We start from the raw sequence: 24,313 nt of genomic DNA, 5'->3' as shown, positions 1-24,313 counted from the left end.
CGTTCCCCTCCCGCCCGAGATCGAAAGGCCTCACCCCGCATGTCGACACTGCTGCACGCCATCGGACTCTGGGCGACCCGCGCGAGATGGCTGGTGCTCGCGACCTGGATCGCGATCCTCGCGGTCCTCGGCATCGCCGCCGGCCTGTTCTCGCAGGGGGCGAACGCGCCCATCACGATTCCCGGCACGGAGTCGCAGGAGGCGATCGACACGCTCGGGCGCACATTCCCCGAGGTGAGCGGCACGAGTGCGACGATCATCGTCGTCGCCGCAGACGGCGAGCGGGCGGACCAGCAGCCCTACGAGCAGACCATCGTCGACGCCGTCGACGAACTCGAGCAACTCGACGACGTGAGTGCGGTGACCCACCCGTTCGACGAGCAGGCCGCGGCGGGCCTGAGCGACGACGGGCAGGCGGCGCTCGTCACCGTGCAGATCACCGGCGCGCAGAGCGATGTATCCGACGCGACGGCCGACGGCATCATCGCCGTAGCCGAACAGCTGCAGGATCGCCTGCCCGCCGACGCGGAAGTCTCGTACGGCGGAGACGTGTTCTCGGTCTCGATCCCCGGCTTCACCGCGACCGAGGCGATCGGCGTCGTCATCGCGTTCGTCGTGCTGCTCTTCACGCTCGGGTCGCTCGTCGCGGCGGGCATGCCGCTCATCATCGCCATCATCGGCGTTGGCGTGACGATCGCGGGTCTGTTCGTCACGACGGCCTTCGCCGAGATGACCTCGACGACCCCGATGCTCGCGCTCATGCTCGGGCTCGCGGTCGGCATCGACTACACCCTCTTCATCGTGAGCAGGCATCAGGAGCAACTGAGGTCGGGGCTCGGAGTCACCGAGTCGATCGCCAGGGCGACGGCGACGAGCGGCTCGGCCGTCGTGTTCGCGGGGCTCACCGTGATCATCGCCCTGCTCGGCCTCGCGGTCGCGGGCATTCCGTTCCTCACCGCGCTCGGGGTCGCCGCCGCCGCCGGTGTCGCAGTGGCCGTGCTCATCGGGGTGACGCTCACGCCTGCCGTCCTCGCCATGGCCGGGCTGAAGATCCTTCCGAAACGGCAGCGCGACGCGCTCGCCGCCGGCGCACCGATCGAGTCAGCACCGGCCAGCGCCTCCCACGGCCCCAGCCGCGCCGACCGCTTCTTCGGCGGATGGGTGCGCGGAGTGACGGCGAAGCCGGTCGCGACGATCCTCGCCGTTCTGGTCGTGCTCGGCGTCGCAGCGATTCCGATGACGCAGCTGCGGCTCGCGCTCCCCGGGGCCGAAACACTCGAGGAGACCGACCCGGCTCGCGTCACCTACGAGCTGACCGGGGAGCACTTCGGCGAGGGCGCGAACGGGCCGCTCATCCTCACCGGATCGATCATCACCAGCGATGATCCCGTCGGCCTGATGGAAGACCTGGCCGACGAGGTGCGCGACATTCCCGGCGTGCACGATGTGCCGCTCGCGACCCCGAACCAGAACGCGGATACCGGCATCATCCAGGTCGTCCCGGAGGACGGGCCGCAGGCCGAGAGCACCTCCGAGCTCGTCGCCGAGCTCAGAGCGCACCACGACGAGTGGCTCGACGACTACGGGGTCAGTCTCGCCGTGACGGGATTCACCGCGGTGGGCATCGACGTGTCGAACCTGCTCGGCGAAGCGCTGCTGCCGTTCGGGGTGCTGGTGGTCGGACTCTCGCTGATCCTGCTCGCCATGGTCTTCCGCTCGGTCTGGGTGCCGATCAAGGCGACCCTCGGCTACCTGCTCTCCGTGGGCGCCGCCTTCGGAGCCGTGGTCGCCGTCTTTCAGTGGGGATGGCTCGGCGATGCGCTCAACGTGCACGCCACTGGACCGGTGCTCAGCTTCATGCCGATCATCTTGATGGGGGTGCTCTTCGGGCTCGCAATGGACTACGAAGTGTTCCTCGTCTCGCGCATCCGCGAGGAGTACGTGCACGGCGCAGATGCTCAGACCGCGATCCGGCGCGGCTTCGTCGGCAGCGCGAAAGTGGTGACCGCCGCGGCGCTCATCATGTTCGCGGTGTTCGCGGCCTTCGTGCCCGAGGGCGACCCGAGCATCAAGGTGATCGCGCTCGGGCTCGCGGTCGGCGTCTTCGTCGACGCCTTCATTGTGCGCATGACGCTCGTGCCGGCGGTCTTGGCGCTCCTCGGCGACCGCGCCTGGAGCATGCCGGGCTGGCTGAGCCGCGTGCTGCCGTCGTTCGATGTGGAAGGCGAAGGTCTCGCCCGCGAGATCGCGCACGCTGCATGGCCGGCGGATATGCCACAGGCGCGGATCGCGGCGGACGCGCTCGTCCTGCCCGGCGACGCCGCGAGCACGTCTGGCGGCGCGGGTGGCGCGGATGCGGCGGGTGTCGGAACGCCGACGATTCGCGTCGGAGTCGGCGAAGCGCTGGTGCTGGACCCGCAGCAGACGGGCCGAGCCGTGCCGATCGCCGAAGCGCTGTCGGGCCGCGGGCCGATCATCGCCGGTACGGCGAAGGTGGCCGGCCTCCTGCTGCCGGAGCGCGCGGCATCCCTGCGATCGCGCGCGGCCTGGGCGACGCCGGCGACGCTGCGCGAGGCATTGCAGGATCGCCCGGCCGTACTCGTGCTCGACCTGCGCGAGGCGGGGCAGGCCGATGCCTCGTCGGCGGCCGTCGACGGCATGCGTTCGGCGTTCGCAGCGCATGCGGTGTCGGTCGCACGGGGAGCGGCGCCAGAAGTCACGCCGGTCGTGCTCGGCGGCGCCGAGCTCGCGCGGCGGATCCTGCCAGAGGGTACGGAGCTGGTGACGCTCGACCGCACCTCGGCCGCGGCCTCGGCCCGCGTTCCGTCCCCCGTTTCGACTCCGCCCGCTGAAAGCGCGACAGAACGTCCGCTCATCAGCCCCGTGAAACCAGAAGTTCTGTCGCATTTCAGCGACCGTGAAGGGAGCGCACGATGAGCGCCGCGTTGACCCGACTCAAGAGCGACCGACCCGTGCGATGGACGACGATCATCGGCATCATGCTCGTGCCCCTGACGGTGGCCGGCGTGCTGCTGTGGGGGCTCTGGAACCCCACGGAGCGCCTCGAGAATGTGACCGCCGCCGTCGTGAACCTCGACGAGGCCGCCGAGGTCGACGGGCAGACCGTGCCGCTCGGACGGGTGCTCGCGGGCGAGCTGATCGGCGAGCCCGAATCCGATTCGTCGGCCGGCGACGACGGCACCGCGAACTTCACGTGGGTGCTGACCGATGCCGAGGACGCGGCTGAGGGCGTCGCCGATGGCCGGTACGCGACCGTCGTGACGATTCCGAGGACCTTCTCCGCCGATGCGACGTCGCTGTCGGGCGAGCCGGGAGACGTCAGGCAGGCGCGGATCGACGTCACTGAGAGCGATCGGGGGCGTCTGATCGATGCAGCGCTGTCTGGCATCGTGACGCAGACCGCGACGCAGGTGCTGAACGAGCAGCTCGGCGAGCAATTCGTCGCCGGCGTCTACGTCGGGTTCAATGAGCTCGGAGACGGAGTGGGCGACGCCGCCGACGGAGCCGATCAGTTGGCGACCGGGGTGTCAGAACTGTCGACGGGCACCGCGCAGCTCGACGAGGGCGCGGTTCAGCTCGCGGACGGCACGCAGCAGCTCGCGGACGGCACGCAGCAGCTCGCGTCCGGTGCCGGAACGTTGGCGAGCGGCTCCGGCGAATTGGCCTCCGGCGTCGGGCAGTACGTCGCCGGCGCTCAGCAGCTGGCCGACGCGTATCCGCAGCTCTCGGCGGGTGCGACCGCCGCGGTGCAGCAGCTGCAGACGCTCATCGGGGCGATGACGCAGCTGCAGGCGGCTTCGGCCGAGCCGTCGGCGCAGCTCGAGCAGGGGCTGACGGCCGCTGGCGCCGGCGCCGCTTCGTTCGGCACGGACATCGAACCGTTGGTGACCGACTGCGTGGTGTCGACGGGCGACGTCGAGTACTGCGAACGGCTGAGTGAGGCGCTCACAGCTCACGCCGGAGCCATTGGCGGCGGGCTGGAGACGGCGAGCGACGGCGCGGCCGGGGTGGCCGAGGCCACGCAGGCGTTGCAGCAGCAACTCGGCGGTGCGACCCCGCCTGGCGTCGACCCGGCGGCGCAGCTCGGCCAGCTCACCGCGGGCCTCGCCGACTTCGGTTCCGGATTGCACGAACTGGCCGCGCAGGGCGGCCAGCTCTCCTCCGGCGCGGCACAGCTCGCCGACGGAGCGGCGCAATTGAGTGCGGGCACCGGGGAGCTCGCCGCGAACGCCCCGCAGCTGGCTGACGGGGCGTCGCAGCTCGCGGACGGCACTTCGGAGCTCGTCGAGGGCACCGCGCAACTCGAAGACGGAGCCGGCGAGCTCGCGACGGGTCTGCAGACCGCGGCCGACAACGTGCCCGTCACCACCGACGCGGAGCGCGAGCAGCTCTCACGCGCCGCGGCGACGCCGGTGCTGGCCGACGGCGCGAGCGACGAACTGTTCACCGCATCGGGCGTGCCGCTCTTCGCTGGCATCGCGCTCTGGGCGGGAGCCCTGGCCGCGTTCCTCGTGCTGTCACCGCTCTGGCGACGTGCGCGCGACGCGGCCCGCGGAGTCGGGTACATCACGCTGCGGAGCGCGGTTCCGGCGATCGCGCTCGGCGCGATCCAGGGGGCCGCCGCCGGGGTGGCGATGCCGATCGCACTCGGGTACGACTTCGGTCAGGGCGCGCGGTTCTTCGGGTTCGCGCTGCTCGCGGGGATCGCCTTCACGCTGCTCGTGCAGGGACTCTCCGCGCTGCTCGGCGGCCTCGGCCGGTTCCTCGCCTTCGTGCTGCTGGTCGTCGCCTTCGCGGTCGGCATCGTCTCGACGGTTCCGGGTGCGCTCGCCGCAGTGGGCGATGTCAGCCCGCTGGGGGCGGGGCTCGAGGGCTTCCAGTCGATCGCCACGGGTGCAGGATCAGCCGGGAGCGCGGCGTTGCTGCTGGTGCTGTGGGCGGTGGCCGGCCTCGTGCTCACCGGGCTCGCCGTCGTGCGAGCTCGCCGGTCTGCGGCGCGGTAGCGGGAGCGGGGCCGTGCCCGTTCCCGCTCCGCGAGCCCGAGGCGCCCGCCGAGCGTGACAGGCCCGCGGCTCGCGACCGCGCGCCCGCGAGCGCCGCGAGGACGCAGACGCCGGCCACCAGGGCCACCGGCATCCACGCCGCCCCGAAGAGCAGCACGCCGGCGGTGGCCGTTCCCGCAGAACCGGCGGCGATCTTCAGTGCGCCGACCCAGATGAAGACCTGACCGCGGGCCTCGGCGGGTGCGTACTCGCTGCGCGCAGCGAGCGTCGCAGCGAAGAACAGTGCGTTCGCGATTCCCGCCGCCCCGCAGGCGACGAGCGCTGCGACGAAGCTCGGCATCGCGGCCACGACGGCCAAGGCGGCGGCGACGACGAAGCACAGCATGACGACGAGTCGATCGGCGTCGCCCGGGAGCGGTTTCACCATGAGCAGCGCCGACCCGATCAGGTTGCCGACGCCGTAGCCCGCGACCAGCGTTCCGGCCAGAGCGGCGCCGCCGAACTGCGGAGCGATCGCCACGGCGTAGATCGGCAGCACCGCGACGGAGAACGCGACCGTGACGGTCAGCGCGAGCGTGCGCCGCAGCGGGCCGGAGCCCCAGATCTGCCGGAAGGTCTGCAGCGGCGAGGGCACTGCAGACGCATCGGTGACGGGAGGCTGACGGGGGAGTGCCAGCACCGCTGCCGCCCCGGTGATCGCGGCCGCGGCGAGTACGAGGGCCGCAGTCAGCGGCCCGGGTCCGGCGGCGATCCATGCCACCGCGGCGGGGCCGAGCGTGCCGCTGATGCCGTAACTCGCGACGTCCCAGCTCTGCGCTCGCCGCTGGTGCTGCCGTGACGGCCCGGCGATCGCCGGAAGCCTGCTGCTGATGCCGCCGGTGAGCATCGGGCCGAACAGGCCGGAGACGAACAGGAGGACGGCGGGCACAGCCGCCCAGGTGTGGGGCAGGAGGAGCGCGGCGACGCCGAGAAGCGCACCGTGCACCACGGCGGAGACGGCGATGACGACGCGCCCGTCTCGGGCGGTGTCGAGCCGCCGGGAGATGAACGGGCCGAGCAGATGGGGCGCGGTGATCGACGCGCCCAACAGGCCGGACACCCATGCTGGCAGACCGGTGTGCTGCGCGAGCAGCACGATCGCGACGACCGCGCCGCCGTCGGCGCTGCGCACGAGCGTCGCGGCGAAGACGTATCGCGCGAGGCCGCCGCTCCGCCGGGTGGCGCCGGAGGCGGCGGGCGCCTCAGCCGCCGAGGCCGAGCACATCTGAGACTCGCGCAACCTCTGCGCGCTGCGCTGCGGTCAGGCCGAGGATCGGCAACGGGAGCGATCGCGGTGCGACGAGTCCGAGCAGTTCGGCGATTGCGGCGGTGACGCGCAGGCTTCCGCCCATCGTGCTGAAGAGATTCCAGAGCGGTTGCAGTTCTGCTGATGCCTGGAGCGCCGCGTCGCGATCTCCCGCCTGCGCCGCGCGGGCGATGCGCAGGGCGGCCTCTGGGAGGGTGCCTGCGATCACCGAGTACCAGGCGTCGCACCCCGCGGTGAGACCCGCGGCGGCGGATGCGTCGCCCGAGATGCCGACCGTCACATGGTCGGGGAGCACCGCACGAATCTGGGCCATGCGATCCGACGCTGCGGCATCGCCCTCCGGGAGGGCGGGAATCTTGACCGAAGCGATGCCGGGCAGTTGCGCGATGCGGCCGTAGAGCTCCGTGGTGAAGGTGAAATGCGTCGTGCCGGGATTGTCGTAGACGATCACGGGGAGCTCCGTCGCGTCGGCGACGGTCGCGAAGAGCTCGAAGACGTCATCGGGGGTCAGCGGCTGATAGGTCATCGGCGCGAGCAGCACCCCGGAGGCGCCAGCGGCCTCGGCGCTCCGCACGTTCTCGAGCACGTGGGAGGTGCGCAGCGCCCCGACTCCGACGTGCACGGGCTTCGCACCCGCGTGGGCCACGGCGAGGCGGGCCACTCGGGAGCGCTCTTCCAGGCTGAGGTAGGCGTACGAGCCGGTTGAACCGAGTGCCGTGATCGAGTCGACCCCGGAGGCGGCGAGTCGTTCGATCAGCCCCGCGTACGCGGCCGCGTCGACCGCATCGTCGACGAAGGGGGTGAGGGGAAACGCGCTGAGACCGGTGAACACGGGTGGACTCCATTACTGGGGGCGCGCGCCGGGGCGACGCGGATGGCTTGTGGACTATCGTGCCGCGTGAACTGGTTGTACCGTTACTCCAGAAACGTTCGACTTCAGTAGACCAGAAAGGCAGTGATGCGGCATCGGATCCCGGTAGACCTCGTTCTCGACACGGGGCTCCCGCCCGGGGTGACCGCGCGGGAGCACCTGGTGACCCAGCTGCGCGACGTCGTGCTCGCCGGGCAGATCGCGGCAGGCGCCCAGCTCCCGTCCTCGCGATCGCTCGCGGCTGCGACCGGATACTCCCGGGGCACCGTCATCGCCGCGTTCGAGGAGCTCATCGGCGAGGGGTACTTCCAATCCGTACCAGGATCGGGCACCTTCGTCGCTGCGGACCTGAGCACCGGCTCCGTGCGCCGGGCGGCGCCGGAACGGGCGCGAGCGGATCGCAGACTCGCCGCGCCTTCCACGTCGAGCGGTGCGACCTCCCCTCACACGCAGAACCTCTCGCCGGGAAGCCCATCGACGCGCTTCAGCAGCACTCGGGAGTGGCAGACCGCCTGGCGCCGGGCACTCCGGCGCGAGCTCCCCTCGGTGCCGCCGCCGCCCGCGGGTGACGAGCGCCTGCGAGAACTCATCGCCGATCACCTCCTGCAGGCCCGCGGGGTGCAGTGCGGGCGAGACGACGTGCTGCTCACCGCCGGCACGAATGACGGGATCGGGCTGCTGATGCACGGGCTCAGCGCTGAGGGCCCCGTCGGCGCGCGGATCGCGACCGAGGAACCCGGGTATCCGGCATCGCGCCGGGTGATCCGGAGACTCGGCGGGCAGTCGATCGCCATTCCGGTGCGCGACGGCGGGATGGACGTCGAGGAGCTGCGCTCGCGGGGCGGGCGCTTCGCGGGGGCGCTGCTCACTCCGAGCCATCAGTATCCGCTCGGCGGGCGCATGCCGGTCGCCGCCCGGCTCGCCGTTCTCGACTGGGCGCGCGACCAGGACGCCCTGGTGATCGAGGACGACTACGACAGCGAGTTCCGGCACGGCGCCCCGGCGCTGCCGGCGATCGCATCGCTCGACGACGAGCGCCGCGTCGCGCTGGTCGGCAGCTACTCGAAGACGCTCTCGCCCTGGCTGCGGTGCGGCTACGTCGTCGTGACGAATCCGGAGATCCGCGAGCGAGCGATGGCGGCGCGCGCCGACCTCGGGCTTCCGCTCTCGGGAACGGTGCAGCATGCGCTCGCGGAGTTCTTGGAGAGCGGCGGCCTCCGCAGGCATCTCGCTCGGGTCGGACGCGAATACGCGCATCGGCGCACGCTCGTCATCGCCGCGTTCGACGGGGTGCCTGGGGTCGCCGTGCACGCGGTCGAAGCGGGCCTGCACGCGACGCTGACATGGGAGCCCGGCCCGTCAGCCACTGCGGCGGCGCGCGGTCTCGCGGCACGAGGGGTGACCGTGGCGCCGCTGCACACCTACTACGACGCTCCAGCGAACGCGCCCCATGGCCTCGTGCTCGGCTACGGAGCGTCGACCGATGTGCAGCTGCACGATGCCCTGCGGCACATCACCGACGTGCTCGTCGGGCCGGGGAGCGCGACCACGGCCGACGATCAGGGCTGCAGGTCCGTGCGGGCGTGATCCGGCATCGGCTTGATGAGGTTGCTCATGCGCATCGTGCAGCAGCGGCGGCCGGCCTCGTCGGTGACGACGATCTCGTGCACGGCGAGACTGCCGCCCAGGTGCACCGGCGTGCAGACGGCGGTCACGAAGCCTTCGGTCGCCGACCGGGTATGGGTCGCATTGATGTCGACGCCCACCGCGAGGCGGCCGGGGCCGGCATGCAGATTGGCGGCGAGCGATCCGAGCGTCTCGCCGAGCACCACGTAGGCGCCGCCGTGCAAGAACCCGACGGTCTGGCGGTTGCCCAGCACCGGCATGCGGCCGACCGTGCGCTCGACGGCGAACTCGAGGAACTCGATCCCCATCGCCTCGGCGAGTTCGCCGGCCCCGTTCGCGGCCACCCAGTTCTCGTCGGCGGCCGGGGCGCCTCGATCGGCGCCGCTCACGCGTGGGTTCCTCGCCGCGAGCCGCCCGTGAACTCCGGCCGTCGTTTCTGCTGGAACGCCGCGAAGCCCTCGCGGTAATCGTCGGTGTCGCAGAGGGCGGCCTGCACGCGGTTCTCGTGCGACATCGACCCCCAGAGGCCGAGCCGTTCATCGCGCAGCTCGGCGACGAGCGCTTTCGACGCGAGATACGCCTCGGTGGCGCCGCTGGCCGCGCTCGCCGCAGCAGCCCGGGTCGACTCGAGCACCTCGGAGTCGGGCAGGGACTGCGAGAAGAGGCCGGCTGTCACCGCCTCGACGCCTGACATGAGGCGTCCCGTGTAGATGAGGTCGAGGGTGCGGTGCGCCCCGAGGCGTTCGAAGAAGAGCGCGTGCCCGCCCGAGTCGAGCGTTGCGCCGAGGTTCGCGAAGGGGCTGCCGATCTTGGCGGTCTCCGCCACGTAGACCACGTCGCTCGCGATCAGCAGACCGAGCCCGACGCCGAGACACGCTCCGTGCGCGACGGCGAACGTGGGGGCGGGGAAGCGGCTCATGCGTTCGAGCAACGGCTGCACGAGATCGTCGAGATAGCCGAGCACATCGTCGGAGCGGGGGTCGACGCCGGAGATGTCGCGCCCTGCGCAGAAGGCGCGCCCCTCGCCGCGCAGCAGGAGTGCGCGCACCCGCTGCCGTTCGGCCTCGGCGTAGGCCTCGGAGAGCTGGCGGACGTCGTCGGGCGCGAGCGCGTTCAGCCGCTCGGGGGCGTCGAGCGTGATCTCGGCGATGTCGTCGGCGACGGTCAGGGTGATCATGCTGGCTCCGATCGGGTCACGCGTCGTAGTCGACGACCACGCGGTCTGATTGCGGGTGGGATTGGCAGGTGAGCACGTACCCGCGCTCGAGCTCTTCGGCCTCGAGCGCGTAGTTCTCGGTCATCGACACCGATCCGGTGACGACTCGCGCGCGGCAGGTGCCGCAGACGCCTCCGGCGCAGGCGAACGGCACGTCGCTGCGCACGCGCAGTGCCGCGTTCAGGATCGTCTCACGTGCCGCGACCGGGCTCTCGACCGACGCGGAGGTGCCGTCGAGGGTGAAGTCGATGGTGATCGTCTCTGCTCCGGTGCGCACCTCGACGGGTCTCGCCCGCGTCGGAGCGGGCTCGCCCGTCGAGAACAGCTCGAAGCGAACGTGCGATGCCTCGACGCCGTGCTCGGCGAGGAGGTCGCGGCACAGCTGCACGAGCTCGAAGGGGCCGCAGAGCACCCATTCGTCGGCCATGCCGACCGGGATCACGGTGTTCAGGATGGTGCGCAGTCGCTCCTCGTCGAGGCGGCCCGACATCACGGGGGCTGACCGCTGCTCGCGCGAGAGCACGTGGTGGATGGCGAAGCGCTGCGGAAAGCGGTCTTTCAGATCCGCGAGCTCTTCGACGAACATGACGTCGAGGGAGGAGCGGTTCGTGAAGAGCAGGTCGAACCTGCTGGTCTCGCTGTGGGTGAGCACGCGATGCGCCATCGTGATGATGGGCGTGATGCCGGAGCCTGCGGCCACGCCGACGACGTGCCGGCCGTCGAGCTCGTCGAGATTCGAGGTGAAGGCTCCCTGCGGGGTCATCACCTGCAGCGTGTCGCCGGCCCGCAGGGACTCGTTGGCCCAGCTGGAGAAGCGGCCTCCGAGGTCTCGTTTGATCGCGACCGAGATGCGCCCGGGCGTCGGGGGCCTGCAGATCGAGTACGAGCGGCGAAGGTCCTCGCCGTCGATGGTGGTGCGGAGGGCGAGGTACTGCCCGGCGAGGTACGTGAACTCTGGCGCGAGCTCGTCTGGCACCTCGAAGGTCACCTCGACGCTCGATTCGGTCAGCGGGCGCACTTCCGCGACTCGCAGCTCATGGAATGTCGCGCGCTGCTTCGCGCCGAGATTGATGGCGGCCATGGTGCTCCTAGTGAACCTTGAAGTAGTCGAACGGCTCGAGGCAGTCCTGGCACTCGTAGAGGGCCTTGCAGGAGGTGGAGCCGAAGCGGGCGATCTCGCGGGTGCGGGTCGAGTGGCAGCGCGGGCACTTCACGGCGAGTGCGACGGTGATCGGGCCACGGCGCCCAGCCGCGCGGAAGTCGGGGGGAGCGATGCCGTAGGCCTCGAGCTTGCGCTTGCCGGCGTCGCTCATCCAGTCGGTGGTCCAGGCCGGGCTGAGCGTCGTATCGACGCGCACCTGCGGGTAGCCGGCCTCGTGCAGTCGCGCGGCGACGTCGTCGCGCATCTGATCGATGGCTGGGCAGCCCGAATACGTCGGTGTCAGCACGACGCGCACTTCGGTGTCGGTGGCGACCACCGAGCGGAGCACTCCCAGGTCTTCGATGGTGAGCACGGGCACTTCGGGATCCGGCACCTGCGCAGCGATATCCCACGCCTGCGCCGCTGCTGGCTCTGCCGGGCGCAGCGGGGTCACCATGACGCTCCCGGGTGCCGCCGCGGAAGCCACTGCATCTCGGCGAGGATGTAGCCGAGGCGCGTGCTGTGCTGGCCGTCGCGCCCGCGCGCTCGGGCGGGCTGCACGTCGGGGAGTTCGAGTTCGGCCTCGGAGAGCACGGTGCGCACGGTGTCGTCGAAGCCCGCTCGGAGGTCGCTCGGTCGCACGGCGATGCCTGAGAGGCGGTCGATGAGCGGATCGTCGGTGAAGAGCTCGTCGACGTACGGCCACAGATCGCGCAGCGACACCGCGATGCGGCCGCGCGACTCATCGGTGCCCAGGGCGAGGCGGAGGATCCACTGAGCGGAATGGTCGAGGTGGTAGCGCACCTCCCGCTCGGCCTTTCCGGCGATCGCGCGGAGTGTCGCATCGGTGCTCGAGAGCAGCCCCCGATACAGCTCGGCTTGGTAGGCGGAGCACAGAAACTGCCGTGCGATGGTGTCGCCGTAGTGACCGTTCGGCTGCTCGACGAGCCAGCAGTTGCGGAACTCGGGCTCGTCGCGCCAGAAGGCGAGGTCGTCTTCGCTGCGACCCGTCGCGCTTCCGGCGTAGCGCAGGAGCGACCGGGCGTGGCCGAGCAGATCGAGCGCGATGTTGCTCAGCGCCAGATCCTCTTCGAGCTCCGGGCCGCGCGACACCCACCACCCGAGTTGCTGGGAGAGGATCAGCGCGTCGTCGCCGAGGCGCAGGGCGTACTCGGCCGTCTCCGGTGCCGCGACTTCGCCGGAGCCGGCCAGCTCGTCGGCGAGATGGAGGTCGTCGACGCTGACGTCGCCGTGGAGGTCGGCGGCGGCCGCGGCGGGCTCGGTGCTCACAGGTGCTTCACCCCTTCCGCGCGCGAGTAGTAGACGGCGTGCCTGAAGTTCTTGCCCGCCGGTGACTCGAAGAACACGCCCTTCGAGTCGGGGTCGCTCGTGGTGATCGCGGCCGCAGGCACGACCCAGATCGAGACGCCCTCGTGGCGTCGTGTGTACAGGTCTCGTGCGTTGCGCAGCGCCATCGCCTCATCGGGTGCGTGCAGCGATCCGGCGTGCACGTGGCTCAAGCCGCGGTTGGCGCGGATGAACACCTCCCACAGGGGCCAGGACTCCGTGCCCGTCTCTCCGGGTGTCGACATCTGTGTCTCCTCGTAACGTGTGCGTACTGCCTACTGCCAACTGCGTACTGCGTACTGCGTGGTCGCGGTCAGGCCGCGAAACGGCGGCGATCCTGCATCTTCTGCGCGTAGGCGGCCGCGGCCTCGCGCACCCAGGCGCCCTCGTCGTGCGCGTCGCGGCGATGCCGCAGTCGCTCGGCGTTGGCCGGCCCGCGACCCGCGAGCACCTCTTCGAACTCGGCCCAGTCGATCTCGCCCATGATCCACTGGCCTGACTCCTCGTCGTAGCGCAGCTCCGGGTCGGGGCACTCGAGCCCGAGCGCCCCGAACTGCGGCACGCACATGCCGACGAAGCGCTGGCGCAGCTCGTCGTTCGAGAATCGCTTGATCTTCCACGCCATCGACTGCGCGGAGTTCGGCGACGCGTCGTCGCTGGGCCCGAACATCATGAGCGACGGCCAGTACCAGCGATCGACCGCATCCTGGGCCATCTGCTTCTGCTCGGGAGTGCCGTGCGACAGTTCGTAGAGGATCTCGAATCCTTGGCGCTGGTGGAACGACTCCTCTTTGCAGATGCGCACCATCGCACGGCCGTAGGGGCCGTACGACGCGCGGCAGAGCGGCACCTGGTTGCAGATCGCGGCGCCGTCGACGAGCCAGCCGATCGCCCCCATGTCGGCCCACGTCGGCGTGTGGTAGTTGAAGATCGACGAGTACCGGGCTCGGCCTTGGATGAGCGCGTCGGTCATCTCCTCTCGAGTGATGCCGAGCGTCTGCGCGGCCGAGTAGAGGTAGAGCCCGTGGCCCGCTTCGTCTTGCACTTTCGCGATGAGGATGGACTTGCGCTTCAGGCTCGGTGCGCGGGTGATCCAGTTCGCCTCAGGCTGCATGCCGATGATCTCGGAGTGCGCGTGCTGGGAGATCTGCCGGATCAGGGTGCGCCGATACTTCTCGGGCATCCAGTCGCGGGGCTCGATGCGCTGCTCGTCGGCGATCAGGGCGTCGAAGCGCTCCTGCTCAGCGGTCTCCGTGAGTTCTTCAGTCGTCGTTGCCATCTGGTGCCTCCTTGCATCGGTGCAATGCGCTGCGACTCTCGCTCTGGGTGGAACAGTGGTGGTAGAGTTTCCAATGGAATTACTGACCGACCATTCAGTCAGTATACGCTTCCCCGCCCGTGACTGCAAAGGGGAGTGAGCCTTCCCGCAATCGACGCAACGGAGCGCCATATGAGTTCACCGACGAACGTTTCGCCGCACGGCGGCATCGAGGATCGCATCGCCTTCGACCCGAGCTGGTCCGCAACCGCCATGCTCCGCTCTGACACGGCCAAGACGGCATTCGGCATCCGACTCCAATCGCTCGAGCGCGGCAGAGCCGAGCTGTCGATGGCGGTGCGGGACGACATGGTCAACGGCTTCGGCATCACCCACGGCGGCATGGTCTTCACCCTCGCCGACACCGCCTTCGCCTACGCCTGCAACGAGGGCGAGAACGCCGTCGTCGCATCCGGCGTCGACATCACCTTCACCCGAGCCAGCCGAGCAGGCGACACGCTCACCGCAGTCGCCGAGCGGCGGTGGGTGTCGGGCCGCAACGGGCTCTACGACATCACCGTCCGCGACCAGCACGGCGACACGATCGCCGAATTCCGAGGCCGCTCGTTCGCCACCGACCGGCCGCTGCCCGCCTCCTGAGACTCCGAATACGAAAGAGCGCACCCATGATCACTGAGACTCACGCACCCGCGATCCCTGCCGCCCCTGCCACGCGCGCAGCCACTGAGGACACCCCGATCGAGGCCGGCCTCCACCCGGCCGAGCGCCTCACGCGCGCCGAACTCGAGGCGCTGCAACTCGAACGTCTGCAGTGGACGGTGCGCCACGCCTACGAGAACGTGCCGTTCTACTGCGAGAAGTTCGCCGCAGCCGGCGTGCATCCCGACGACATCCGCTCCCTCGCAGACATCGAACGGCTGCCGTTCACGACGAAGAGCGACCTGCGCGATCACTACCCGTTCGGGCTCTTCGCCGTTCCGATGGAGCAGGTGCGCCGCGTGCACGCATCGTCGGGCACGACCGGGCGGCTCACGGTCGTCGGATACACCGAGCGCGACCTCGACAACTGGGCGGACCTCATCGCGCGATCGCTGTACGCCGCAGGCGTTCGGCCCGGCTGGCGCGTGCACAACGCCTACGGCTACGGCCTCTTCACGGGCGGGCTCGGCGCCCACGCCGGCATCGAACGCCTCGGCTGCATGGTGATCCCCATGTCTGGCGGCCAGACCGAGAAGCAGGTGCAGCTGATTCGCGACTTCGAGCCCGACGCCATCATGTGCACGCCCAGCTACCTGCTGACGATCGCCGACGCGTTCGAGCGGGCCGGGCTCGACCCGCGCGGCACGAGCCTGAAAGTGGCGATCTGCGGAGCAGAGCCCTGGACCGAGGCGATGCGACGCGAACTCGAGGAACGCATGGACATCCGCGCCGTCGACATCTACGGACTCTCCGAGATGATGGGTCCGGGCGTCGGCAGTGAGTGCGTGGAGACGCAGGACGGTCCCCACATCTGGGAAGATCACTTCCTGCCCGAGATCATCGACGATCAGCTGCAGCAGGTGAGCGACGGCGAGACCGGCGAGCTCGTCTTCACGACGCTGACGAAAGAAGCCTTCCCCATGATCCGCTACCGCACACGCGACCTCACCTCGCTGCACGCCGGCACCGGCCGCCCCGCCCACCGCCGCATCGCCAAGATCACGGGACGCAACGACGACATGATCATCCTGCGCGGCGTCAATCTCTTCCCCACCCAGATCGAGGAGATCGCGTGCGAGGTCGACGGGCTGACGAGCCACTTCGTGCTCGAACTGACGAAGCGGGGGGCGCTGGATCACCTCACGATCAAGATCGAGGCCGATCCAGATGCGCACCCCGACGGTGCAGACGCCGCGCTGCGACGGCTGCAGAAGTGCGTGAAGGATCGGATCGGAGCGACGATCGGCGTGGAACTGGCGCCGATCGGGTCGCTGCCGCGCTCGGAGGGAAAGCTCAAGCGCCTCTACGACCTGCGGTAGATTTGCGTGCAGCGCGGAAGACCGCGCTCACGCTTCTGGAGGTGCGGGTCACCGAGCCTGAGGGGAACAGATCCATGGAGAGCTCGGACGCAGCACCCCGCAGGGGCCGACCGGGGTACGACCAGAGCAGCATGCTCGAAGTCATCGTGAAGGTCTTCACCGACCACGGGTACGACGCTTCGTCGCTCGGCATGATCTCGAACCGGCTGGGGCTCTCGAAGTCGGCGGTCTACCACCACTTCGCCTCGAAGGCCGAGATGCTCGAGATCGCGCTCGAACGCGCCCTCGGCGCGCTGGAGCGCGTGTTCGACGAGGCCGAGGGGCGCGACACCGCTGAGGGCGGGGAACGCGAGGCGTCCGGTCGAGCCGATGCGGTGGGGCAGATCCGGGAGATCGTGCGCGCCGCCGTGCTCGTCGCCTGCGAGCAGCAGCCTTATCTGATTCTGCTGCTCCGCCTGCACGGCAACTCCGACGTCGAGCTTCGTGCGCTCGAGCGGCGCCGTGCGCTCACCGCGCGGTTGCGCGCCATCTTCGAGCGGGCGCGCAGCGAGGGCGCGCTCCGCGACGACCTCGATCCAGGGCTCGCCGCCCGCTTCACGTTCGGCCTCGTGAACTCGCTCGTCGAGTGGTACCGGCCGGATGGCCCCGAGACCCCCGACGCGCTCGCCGACGCGGTGCTCGCCTACGTGCGCTCCGGGCTGCGGGTCAACGAGGTCGCCGACTTCAGATGACCCCGCCCGGGGCTGTCAGGCGGCCACCGCCTCGTGCGTCTTCGACACCAGCGTCAGCACGTCGTAGGTGGCGACGATCTCGCCCTCCTGGTTCGTGAGCACCGCGTCCCAGTGCACCTCGCCGTACTCGTCCGTCTCGCGCGGAATGATCTGCTTCGCCGTGAGCGCGACTCTGATGCGGTCGCCCGGCGATACCGGCGTGATGAAGCGGAGGCTCTCGAGGCCGTAGTTCGCGAGCACCGGCCCCGGCTCGGGTGAGACGAAGAGGCCTGCGGCGAATGACAGCAGGAGGTAGCCGTGCGCGACGCGGCCCGGGAAGAAGGGGTTCGCAGCCGCGGCCGCCTCGTCGGTGTGGGCGTAGAACGTGTCGCCGGTGAAGTCGGCGAAGTGCGCGATGTCGTCGAGGGTGATCTCGCGCTCCTCCGATACCACCCGATCGCCGACGCGCAGCTCCTGCAGCGATTTGCGGAAGGGGTGCGCCTCATCGCGCGTCGCGGCTCCTGCGTGCCACACTCCGGTGATCGCGGTGAGCATCTCCGGGCTGCCCTGGATCGCCGTGCGCTGCATGTAGTGGAACACGCTGCGCACGCCGCCGAGCTCTTCACCGCCGCCCGCACGGCCGGGGCCGCCGTGCACCAGGTTCGGCAGCGGCGAGCCGTGGCCGGTCGAGCTGCGCGCGTCGGTGCGGTCGAGCACGAGCATGCGTCCGTTCGCTGCAGCGCTCATGCGCGTGAGGCCGGCGACGAACTCGGGGTCGGCCGAGGCGACGCTCGTGACGAGCGAACCGCCGCCGCGCACGACGAGCGCGGCCGCCTCCTCCGGCGTCGCGTACCCGATCACCGAGGCCACAGGCCCGAACGCTTCGGTGTCGTGCACCCGGGGCGCCCAGGCGTCGTCGAAGCGGAGCAGGATGGGCTCCAGGAAGGCCGTCTCCTCGCCCGGATTCTGACCGTCTCCGAGCGCGATGCGACCACCGCCGTCGACGAGCGCCTGCACCTGCCGCAGCACCTCGTCGCGCTGCTCGATCGAGGCGAGCGCGCCCATGGTGGTCCCGTCCGCGCGCGGATCGCCGACGACGACCTTCGACGCGATCTGGTCCCGCACGGCGGCGATGAGCGGGTCGACCAGCGTGAGCGGCACGATGGCACGGCGAATGGCGGTGCACTTCTGCCCGGCTTTCGAGGTCATCTCCGTGACCAGCTGACGCACGTACGCGTCGAACTCCGGCGTCCCAGCCACCGCGTCCGGGCCGAGCACCGAAGCGTTGATCGAATCGGTCTCCGCGCTGAAGATCACCCCTCCGGCCTGCACTGCGTCATGGCGGCGCAAGCCGTCGGCCGTCGATGCCGAGCCGGTGAATGCGACGACGTCGCCGAGACGCGCATGGTCGAACACCTCGCGGATCGATCCTGTGACCAGCTGCAGGGATCCGGCGGGCAGCAGCCCGGATTCGACCATGATGCGCACGAGGTGCTCGGTGACGTATGCTCCCGGCGTCGCCGGCTTCACGATGGTGGGCATGCCGGCGAGGAAGGCGGGCGCGAGCTTCTCGAGTGCGCCCCACACCGGGAAGTTGAAGGCGTTGATCTGCACCGCGACGCCGGGGAGCGTGGTGCGGATGTGCCGGCCGAGAAACGTGCCGTCCTTCGACAGGGGCTCGACGGGACCGTCCAGCTGCACGCGCGCGTTCGGCAGCTCGCGCCGCCCCTTGCCCGAATAGGTGAAGAGCACGCCGATGCCGCCGTCGATATCGACCCAGGAGTCGGCCTTCGTGGCGCCCGTTCGCGTCGAGAGCTCGTACAGTTCGGCCTTGCGCTCGGTCAGGGCCAGCGCGAGCTGCTTCAGGATCACCGCGCGCTGATGGAAGGTGAGTTCGCCCAGATGGCGCTGGCCGACCGTCCGTGCGTATTCCATCGTACCCGCGAGGTCGAGACCTTCGCTCGACACGATCGCCACCGGTTCTCCCGTGGTCGCGTCGCGCACCTCCGCGCCTCTGGTGATATCGGCCGGGCTCCACCATGCGTCGTGGACGTAGCTCTGCAGCGTGCGGGTCATCGGTGACTCTCCTGTCGTGCTGGTGCTGGTGCTGGTCATGCTGGCCAGTCGTAGAAGCCGCGGCCGCTCTTGCGTCCGAGGCGCCCGTCCGCCACCAGGTCGCGCAGCAGTTGCGGCGGGGCGAACGTCGGGCCGAGATCGCGTTCGAGCTGCTCGGCGATGCCGAGTCGCACGTCGAGCCCCACGATGTCGGTGGTGCGCAGCGGGCCGACGGGGTGCCGGTAGCCGAGCTCCATCGCCAGGTCGATGTCGGCGGCCGAGGCGACGCCCTGCTCGACCATGCGGATCGCCTCGAGCGCGAGCGCCACACCGAGGCGGCTGGAGGCGAATCCGGGCGCGTCGTGCACGGTGATCGGTGTTTTGCCCAAGGCGCGCGCCCAGCCGGCTGCGATCGCGGGCAGCTCGGGCGCGGTACCGGCGCTCACCACGACCTCGATGAGCGATGAGGCCGGCACCGGATTGAAGAAGTGGAGGCCGACGAACCTGTCCGGGCGGTCGAGGGCCTCGGCCAGTCGGGCGAGCGGGATCGACGAGGTGTTCGACGCGATCACGGCATCGTGCGGGAGCTGCCGCTCGATCTCTGCGAGCGCCTCGGTCTTGAGCTCGAGCGATTCCGGCACCGCTTCGATCACGAGCGAGCAGGCGCCGAACGCGGTGATGTCGGTCGCGACCGTGAGCGCCTGCTTGAGCAGCGCAGCGTCGCCCTCGTGCCCGCGCGCGATCGATGCGTCGATGCTCCGCTCGATGCGCTCGCGCGCCGAGTCGGCTGCCGCGACGTGCTGCTCGACCACCACCACGTAGGCTCCCGCGAGCAGGAAGGCGTGCGCGATGCCGCCGCCCATGCGGCCGCCCCCGAGCACGCCGACGCGCGATGGAACGGTATCGATGCGCGGATTCTCGTTCGCTGCGTTCATCGCTGCTGCTTTCGCTCGAGGAAGGCGGTCATGCGCCGATGCTTCTCCGGGCTGTCGAAGAGGATCGCCTGTTCGGTGAGATCGACCTGCGGGTGGGCGGAGCGGGGCGCGCCGAGCACGCGCTTCGACGCCTGCACCGCAGCCGGGTCGAGTGCTGCCACGCGCTTCGCAATGGCGACCGCCGTCGCGAACGCCGCGTCGCCGTCGGCGTGCAGATGGGTGACGATTCCGGCGGCGAACGCTTCGTCGCCTGACAGGATGCGGCCGGTGAGCACTATCTCCGCGGCGATGCCCTCGCCGGCGATCTCCCGCAGCCGCCAGCTCGCTCCTGCCGCCGCGATGATGCCGAGGCCGGGCTCCGGGTTGCCGATCGTGAGGGACTGCGTGCCGATGCGGATGTCGGCGCTGTACGCCAACTCCGCGCCGCCGCCCAGCGTGTGCCCCTCGAGCACCGCGATCACCGGCATGGGGAGGGCGTGCACGCGCATGAACGCGCGGGTGTTGATGCCTGCGCGGGCGTCAGCGGCCGTCCGCTCCCGCAGCTGGGCGATGTCCGCGCCGGCCGCGAAGGCGCCGCCGGCGCCCCGCAGCACCAGCGTTCGAGGGTGCGCTTCGAGCGAGGCGCACAGCTCGTGCAGTGCGTCGATCACGGCCAGGTCGATCGCGTTCCGCTTCTCGGGCCGATCGAGCGTCGCCAGCACGAAGTCTCCGCGATCCTCGACGCGCAGGGCCGCGCCGGTCATGAGGCCACCCGCTCGATGATTGTCGCCGTTCCCTGGCCGACGCCGACGCACATCGTCGCGAGGCCGTAGCGCGAGCCCTCGCGCTCCATCCTGGCGAGGAGCGTCACGAGGAGGCGCGACCCCGAAGACCCGAGGGGGTGCCCCAGCGCGATGGCGCCGCCGTCGGCGTTGACGCGGGCGGGATCGAGACCGAGCCGTCGCATGCAGGCGAGCGACTGCGAGGCGAAGGCTTCGTTGAGTTCGATCGAGCCGATGTCGTCGATCGTGAGCCCAGCGCGGGCGAGTGCCTTCTCCGTCGCGGGAACCGGCCCGAGTCCCATGATCTCGGGGGCGAGGGCGACGGAGACGCTGGTCACGATGCGGGCCCGCGGCCTCAGACCGTGGCGCTCGACAGCGTCGGCGCTCGCCACTACGACCGCCGAGGCGCCGTCGTTCAACGAGGAGGCGTTGCCCGCCGTCACGACGGTGCCGCCGTCGACGACCGGGCGCAGGTCGGCGAGCACCTCGATCGATGTGCCCGGCCGCGGTCCTTCGTCCGTGTCGACGATCCGGGTCTCCCCGCGTCGCCCTGGGACCGCGACCGGCACGATCTCCTCGATGAAGCGGCCGCCTGCGATGGCTGCCAGGGCGCGGCGATGGCTTTCGGCGGCGAATGCGTCGGCGTCCTCCCGGCTCACGCCGTCGACCCGGGCGACCTCCTCAGCGGTCTCGGGCATCGAGTACGTCGCCTTGTCGCGGCGCTGCAGCTCGGGGTTCGTGAAGCGCCAGCCGATGGACGTGTCGAATTGGGCGCCGGGTTTCGCCCATGCCCGATCGGGCTTCTGCTGCACCCAGGGCGCACGGGTCATCGATTCGACGCCGCCGGCGACGATCAGGTCGGCGTCGCCTGCGCGAATCGCCTGCGATGCGTTCGCTACCGCGGTCATGCCTGACGCGCAGAGTCGATTCACCGTGTAGCCGGGCACGCTGTCGGGGAGACCAGCGAGCAGGACGGCCATGCGTGCGACATTGCGGTTGTCCTCCCCGGCCTGGTTCGCAGCCCCAAGGATCACCTCATCGATCTCAGAGCCGGGAATCTCGGCTCGTTCGGCCGCCGCGCGCACCACGATCGCGGCGAGATCGTCGGGGCGCATCGCAGCGAGAGCGCCCCCGTGCCGGCCGACCGGCGTGCGCACGCCGCCTACGAGAAATGCCTCTGGCATGGGCGGTGACCTCCGTGTCTGCCCGAGTCAGTCGAATTAGTGACTGACCGTTCGGTAATGAATACCAGAATAGGGGGCCGCGTCACCGCGCGCAAACACGCCCCGCAGTATTGATGGCTCCCAGACGCGGGGCCCGAACATGAACAGTCGGGGGAGAGTCGCAACTCGACTTGCGGACTACATCGGCGCATTCCAATATAGAAACATGTCGAATCAAGAACTCGGGCGCATCACGGCCCAGTACAGCGGGTGCCCGATGCTGGAGGTGTGCGCATGACGGACACATCGATCCGCACTACTCGGAAGCGTCTCTCCACGCTCGACAAATGGTTGCCGCTCTGGATCGGGCTCGCGATGATGGTGGGGTTGCTGCTCGGCCGCTTCGTCCCCGCGCTCTCCGACGCGTTGTCCGCGATGGAAATTGGCGGGATCTCGATTCCGATCGGCCTGGGCCTGCTCGTGATGATGTACCCGGTGCTCGCGAAGGTCCGCTATGACAAGGTTGCCGCTGTCGCCGGAGACAAGAAGCTCCTGGTCTCCTCGCTGGTACTGAACTGGCTCGTCGGGCCCGCTGTCATGTTCGCGCTCGCGTGGATCTTCTTGACCGACCTGCCCGAGTATCGCACTGGGCTGATCATCGTGGGGCTCGCGCGCTGCATTGCGATGGTCGTGATCTGGAACGACCTCGCCTGTGGCGACCGAGAAGCGACCGCCGTACTCGTCGCAATCAACTCGGTCTTCCAGGTCGTCGCATTTTCTCTCCTCGGTTGGTTCTACCTGACCATCCTCCCGAGCTGGCTCGGTCTGGATACGCAGGGACTCGACATCTCCGTGTGGAAGATCGCACTCAACGTGCTGGTGTTCCTCGGTGTCCCGCTCCTCGCTGGATTCGCATCCCGGTTCATCGGCGAGCGTCGGAGGGGACGCGAATGGTACGACGATACGTTCGTCTCGAGGATCGGACCCTGGGCGCTGTACGGGCTGCTGTTCACGATTGTGCTGCTGTTCGCGCTGCAAGGCGAACAGGTCACGTCGAACCCGCTCGACGTTGCGCGCATCGCGTTGCCGCTGCTCATCTACTTCGGCGTGATGTGGTTCGCGGGCCTCTTGCTCGGCAAAGGGCTCGGTCTGGGCTACGCGCGATCTACGGCACTGGCGTTCACCGCAGCGGGAAACAACTTCGAGTTGGCGATCGCCGTCGCCATCGGCACGTTCGGTGCAACCTCGGGCCAGGCGCTCGCCGGGGTCGTCGGCCCCCTCATCGAGGTCCCCGTCTTGGTCGGCCTCGTCTACGTCTCGCTGTGGGCAGCCAGAGCCTGGTTCCACACCGACCCGTACGCCCCTGAAATTGTCACTGCTCCCGATGTGAGGACCACATGACCCGCACGACCGCCATACCCGACGCCGAGATGTGCGGGGTATCGACGACGCACGCGATCAGCACAGCTGCTGCCACAACCGTGGCCCGGGCACTCAAAGCGCTCGCCGACCCGCTGCGGCTGCGAATGTTGTCCGCGATCGCGACCGATCCGCGGGGTGAATCCTGCGTGTGCGACCTCGCGGAGCTCGCCGACGTGTCTCAACCAACCGTTTCACACCACCTGAAAGTGCTGAAGGAGACCGGCATGCTGCTGTCGGACCGACGCGGCACGTGGGTCTGGTATCGGATCGCGCCTGCGAAACAGCGCGCCGTCGCAGCCCTGCTCGACGCGTTCGCCCCTGCAGCAGTCGCCGATGCCTCCGATGAAGCCAGGCCCAGTGACGAGGCGATGCGCGAGCTCGACGGTCGAATCACGCGTCTCGGCGAGGAGCTTGCCGATGAATGGGCCGACTTGCATCGTGATCTCGTGATCTCAATCGTGCGCGAGTCGTTCGCGGGCTTGGTACGTTCCGCGAAGGTCACCCGTCACCTGATCCCGCTCACTGAGCGCTTTGCCCGGCAGCGTCTTGCCGACCTGACTCGCGACCGCGGAACCGGGGTGCCGCAAGTTCTGTTCGTGTGCGTTCAGAATGCGGGCCGGTCTCAACTCGCCGCGGCCATCGTCAACCAGCTCGCCGACGGTGCTGTCCTCGCCCGGTCGGCCGGCTCGACCCCGGCCGCCGAGGTGCACCCGCGTGTGCGCTCCCTGCTCACCGCGATCGAACTTGATCAAGGGGCCGGGGAGGCCTACCCGAAGCCGCTCACCGACGACGCCGTGCGCGCCGCCGATGTCGTCATCACGATGGGGTGCGGCGACGTCTGTCCGATCATTCCGGGCGTCCGCTATGAGGACTGGGCCGTCGGCGACCCGGCCCTCGCCTCACCCGAAGGCGTCGAGGCTATCCGCGACGACGTCGAGGGCCGCGTCCGCGAACTCCTCACTACGCTCACCAGCAAGCCCCGGAGGATCCCGTCATGACCACAGCTCAGAAGCCCTCCGTCTTGTTCGTCTGCGTCCATAACGCCGGTCGTTCTCAAATGGCTGCAGGTTACCTGCGTCAGCTCGCGGGAGACCGGATCGAGGTTCGTTCTGCCGGATCGATACCCGCCGATCAGATCAACCCCGTCGCCGTCGAGGCCATGCTCGAGGAGGGTGTCGACATCGCCGCCGAGCAACCGAAAATGCTCACGCCCGAGGTGGTGCAGGTCTCGGATGTCGTGATCACGATGGGCTGCGGCGACGCGTGCCCGTTCTTCCCTGGCACGCGCTATGAAGACTGGAAGCTCGACGATCCGACGGGCCAGGGCATCGAGTCGGTGCGCCCGATCCGCGACGAGATCAAGGGTCGTGTCGAAACCCTCATCGCGGAACTCATCGCGCGATAGGCCGGACGGCGGAGCACACGGAGTACGGGGTGGC

22 protein-coding genes are annotated in these 24,313 nt (G+C 69.7%); 9 read left to right on the top strand and 13 right to left on the bottom strand.

The annotated features are described in order from the left end of the window. Positions 1-39 precede the first annotated feature (39 nt). Together ABFX18_RS04225 and ABFX18_RS04220 are read left to right on the top strand one after the other, a co-directional pair. Positions 40-2,937 carry an MMPL family transporter gene (locus ABFX18_RS04225; protein ID WP_346057510.1) on the top strand — a complete coding sequence of 966 codons (2,898 nt, stop codon included), beginning with the start codon at positions 40-42 and terminating at the stop codon, positions 2,935-2,937. After that, the gene (locus tag ABFX18_RS04220; protein WP_346057509.1) at positions 2,934-5,024 is read left to right on the top strand and encodes a YhgE/Pip family protein; all 2,091 of its coding nucleotides are present in this window, start codon (positions 2,934-2,936) and stop codon (positions 5,022-5,024) included. The genes ABFX18_RS04225 and ABFX18_RS04220 overlap by 4 nt, the downstream gene beginning before the upstream one ends. On the opposite strand, the gene ABFX18_RS04215 is transcribed toward ABFX18_RS04220, so the two are convergent. Both ABFX18_RS04215 and ABFX18_RS04210 read right to left on the bottom strand, forming a co-directional pair. Then, a complete protein-coding gene (locus tag ABFX18_RS04215) occupies positions 4,978-6,288 on the bottom strand; it encodes an MFS transporter (protein WP_346057508.1) in 1,311 nt (436 codons plus the stop codon). The two genes, ABFX18_RS04220 and ABFX18_RS04215, sit on opposite strands and share 47 nt — an antisense overlap. Further along, a complete protein-coding gene (locus ABFX18_RS04210) occupies positions 6,266-7,162 on the bottom strand; it encodes a dihydrodipicolinate synthase family protein (RefSeq protein ID WP_346057507.1) in 897 nt (298 codons plus the stop codon). Before ABFX18_RS04210 ends, ABFX18_RS04215 begins: the two co-directional genes overlap by 23 nt. A gap of 126 nt (positions 7,163-7,288) precedes the next feature. On the opposite strand from ABFX18_RS04210, the gene pdxR reads away from it, so the two are divergent. Then, positions 7,289-8,788: a MocR-like pyridoxine biosynthesis transcription factor PdxR gene (pdxR, locus tag ABFX18_RS04205; RefSeq protein WP_346057506.1), complete on the top strand. Its 1,500-nt coding sequence runs from the start codon at positions 7,289-7,291 to the stop codon at positions 8,786-8,788. On the opposite strand, the gene ABFX18_RS04200 is transcribed toward pdxR, so the two are convergent. The 7 genes from ABFX18_RS04200 to paaA form a co-directional block, all read right to left on the bottom strand. Next, positions 8,761-9,135, bottom strand: coding sequence for a PaaI family thioesterase (locus ABFX18_RS04200; RefSeq protein WP_336662370.1), 375 nt, complete (start codon positions 9,133-9,135; stop codon positions 8,761-8,763). The two genes, pdxR and ABFX18_RS04200, sit on opposite strands and share 28 nt — an antisense overlap. A gap of 77 nt (positions 9,136-9,212) precedes the next feature. Then, the gene (locus tag ABFX18_RS04195; RefSeq protein WP_346057505.1) at positions 9,213-10,004 is read right to left on the bottom strand and encodes an enoyl-CoA hydratase/isomerase family protein; all 792 of its coding nucleotides are present in this window, start codon (positions 10,002-10,004) and stop codon (positions 9,213-9,215) included. 16 nt (positions 10,005-10,020) lie between these two features. After that, positions 10,021-11,124 (bottom strand): 1,2-phenylacetyl-CoA epoxidase subunit PaaE, encoded by a 1,104-nt coding sequence (gene paaE, locus ABFX18_RS04190; protein WP_346057504.1) that lies wholly within the window; start codon positions 11,122-11,124, stop codon positions 10,021-10,023. Between the two features lie 7 nt (positions 11,125-11,131). Further along, complete coding sequence (paaD, locus tag ABFX18_RS04185; protein ID WP_090147298.1) at positions 11,132-11,641, bottom strand: 1,2-phenylacetyl-CoA epoxidase subunit PaaD; 510 nt, start codon at positions 11,639-11,641, stop codon at positions 11,132-11,134. Beyond that, a complete protein-coding gene (gene paaC, locus ABFX18_RS04180; RefSeq protein ID WP_346057503.1) occupies positions 11,635-12,474 on the bottom strand; it encodes a 1,2-phenylacetyl-CoA epoxidase subunit PaaC in 840 nt (279 codons plus the stop codon). Before paaC ends, paaD begins: the two co-directional genes overlap by 7 nt. Beyond that, on the bottom strand, positions 12,471-12,776 hold the full coding sequence (gene paaB, locus ABFX18_RS04175) for a 1,2-phenylacetyl-CoA epoxidase subunit PaaB (RefSeq protein ID WP_090145939.1): 306 nt from the start codon (positions 12,774-12,776) through the stop codon (positions 12,471-12,473). The genes paaC and paaB overlap by 4 nt, the downstream gene beginning before the upstream one ends. Positions 12,777-12,844: 68 nt before the next feature. Then, positions 12,845-13,810, bottom strand: coding sequence for a 1,2-phenylacetyl-CoA epoxidase subunit PaaA (paaA, locus tag ABFX18_RS04170; RefSeq protein WP_346057502.1), 966 nt, complete (start codon positions 13,808-13,810; stop codon positions 12,845-12,847). A 171-nt stretch (positions 13,811-13,981) separates the two neighbouring features. On the opposite strand from paaA, the gene paaI reads away from it, so the two are divergent. From paaI to ABFX18_RS04155, 3 genes are all read left to right on the top strand, one after another. Next, a complete protein-coding gene (gene paaI, locus ABFX18_RS04165; protein WP_090145943.1) occupies positions 13,982-14,449 on the top strand; it encodes a hydroxyphenylacetyl-CoA thioesterase PaaI in 468 nt (155 codons plus the stop codon). Positions 14,450-14,475: 26 nt separating this feature from the next. Continuing rightward, entirely contained in the window at positions 14,476-15,828 is a 1,353-nt protein-coding gene (paaK, locus tag ABFX18_RS04160; RefSeq protein ID WP_346057501.1) for a phenylacetate--CoA ligase PaaK, read from the top strand. A 74-nt stretch (positions 15,829-15,902) separates the two neighbouring features. Next, positions 15,903-16,559, top strand: coding sequence for a TetR/AcrR family transcriptional regulator (locus ABFX18_RS04155; protein ID WP_346057500.1), 657 nt, complete (start codon positions 15,903-15,905; stop codon positions 16,557-16,559). 15 nt (positions 16,560-16,574) lie between these two features. Here the strand turns inward: ABFX18_RS04155 and paaZ are convergent, their stop codons facing one another. From paaZ to ABFX18_RS04135, 4 genes are read right to left on the bottom strand one after another with little or no spacing between them, the layout of a single operon-like run. Continuing rightward, complete coding sequence (paaZ, locus tag ABFX18_RS04150) at positions 16,575-18,653, bottom strand: phenylacetic acid degradation bifunctional protein PaaZ (RefSeq protein ID WP_428833632.1); 2,079 nt, start codon at positions 18,651-18,653, stop codon at positions 16,575-16,577. Further along, positions 18,650-19,528, bottom strand: a complete 879-nt coding sequence (locus ABFX18_RS04145) for a 3-hydroxyacyl-CoA dehydrogenase family protein (protein WP_211649739.1) — start codon at positions 19,526-19,528, stop codon at positions 18,650-18,652. Before ABFX18_RS04145 ends, paaZ begins: the two co-directional genes overlap by 4 nt. Next, positions 19,525-20,271 carry an enoyl-CoA hydratase/isomerase family protein gene (locus ABFX18_RS04140; protein ID WP_346057499.1) on the bottom strand — a complete coding sequence of 249 codons (747 nt, stop codon included), beginning with the start codon at positions 20,269-20,271 and terminating at the stop codon, positions 19,525-19,527. The genes ABFX18_RS04145 and ABFX18_RS04140 overlap by 4 nt, the downstream gene beginning before the upstream one ends. Further along, positions 20,268-21,473, bottom strand: coding sequence for a thiolase family protein (locus ABFX18_RS04135; RefSeq protein WP_346057498.1), 1,206 nt, complete (start codon positions 21,471-21,473; stop codon positions 20,268-20,270). The genes ABFX18_RS04140 and ABFX18_RS04135 overlap by 4 nt, the downstream gene beginning before the upstream one ends. A gap of 273 nt (positions 21,474-21,746) precedes the next feature. Here ABFX18_RS04135 and arsB point away from each other — a divergent pair, with 273 nt between their 5' ends. From arsB to ABFX18_RS04120, 3 genes are read left to right on the top strand one after another with little or no spacing between them, the layout of a single operon-like run. After that, a complete protein-coding gene (gene arsB, locus ABFX18_RS04130; RefSeq protein ID WP_346057497.1) occupies positions 21,747-22,853 on the top strand; it encodes an ACR3 family arsenite efflux transporter in 1,107 nt (368 codons plus the stop codon). Beyond that, positions 22,850-23,872: a metalloregulator ArsR/SmtB family transcription factor gene (locus ABFX18_RS04125; protein WP_346057496.1), complete on the top strand. Its 1,023-nt coding sequence runs from the start codon at positions 22,850-22,852 to the stop codon at positions 23,870-23,872. Before arsB ends, ABFX18_RS04125 begins: the two co-directional genes overlap by 4 nt. Further along, positions 23,869-24,279, top strand: a complete 411-nt coding sequence (locus ABFX18_RS04120) for an arsenate reductase ArsC (RefSeq protein ID WP_346057495.1) — start codon at positions 23,869-23,871, stop codon at positions 24,277-24,279. Before ABFX18_RS04125 ends, ABFX18_RS04120 begins: the two co-directional genes overlap by 4 nt. The last annotated feature ends 34 nt before the right edge of the window (positions 24,280-24,313 follow it).

It is taken from the genome of Leucobacter alluvii, assembly GCF_039530485.1.
GTDB classification, from domain to species: domain Bacteria; phylum Actinomycetota; class Actinomycetes; order Actinomycetales; family Microbacteriaceae; genus Leucobacter; species Leucobacter alluvii.
This window is presented reverse-complemented; position numbering and strand designations above follow the sequence as displayed.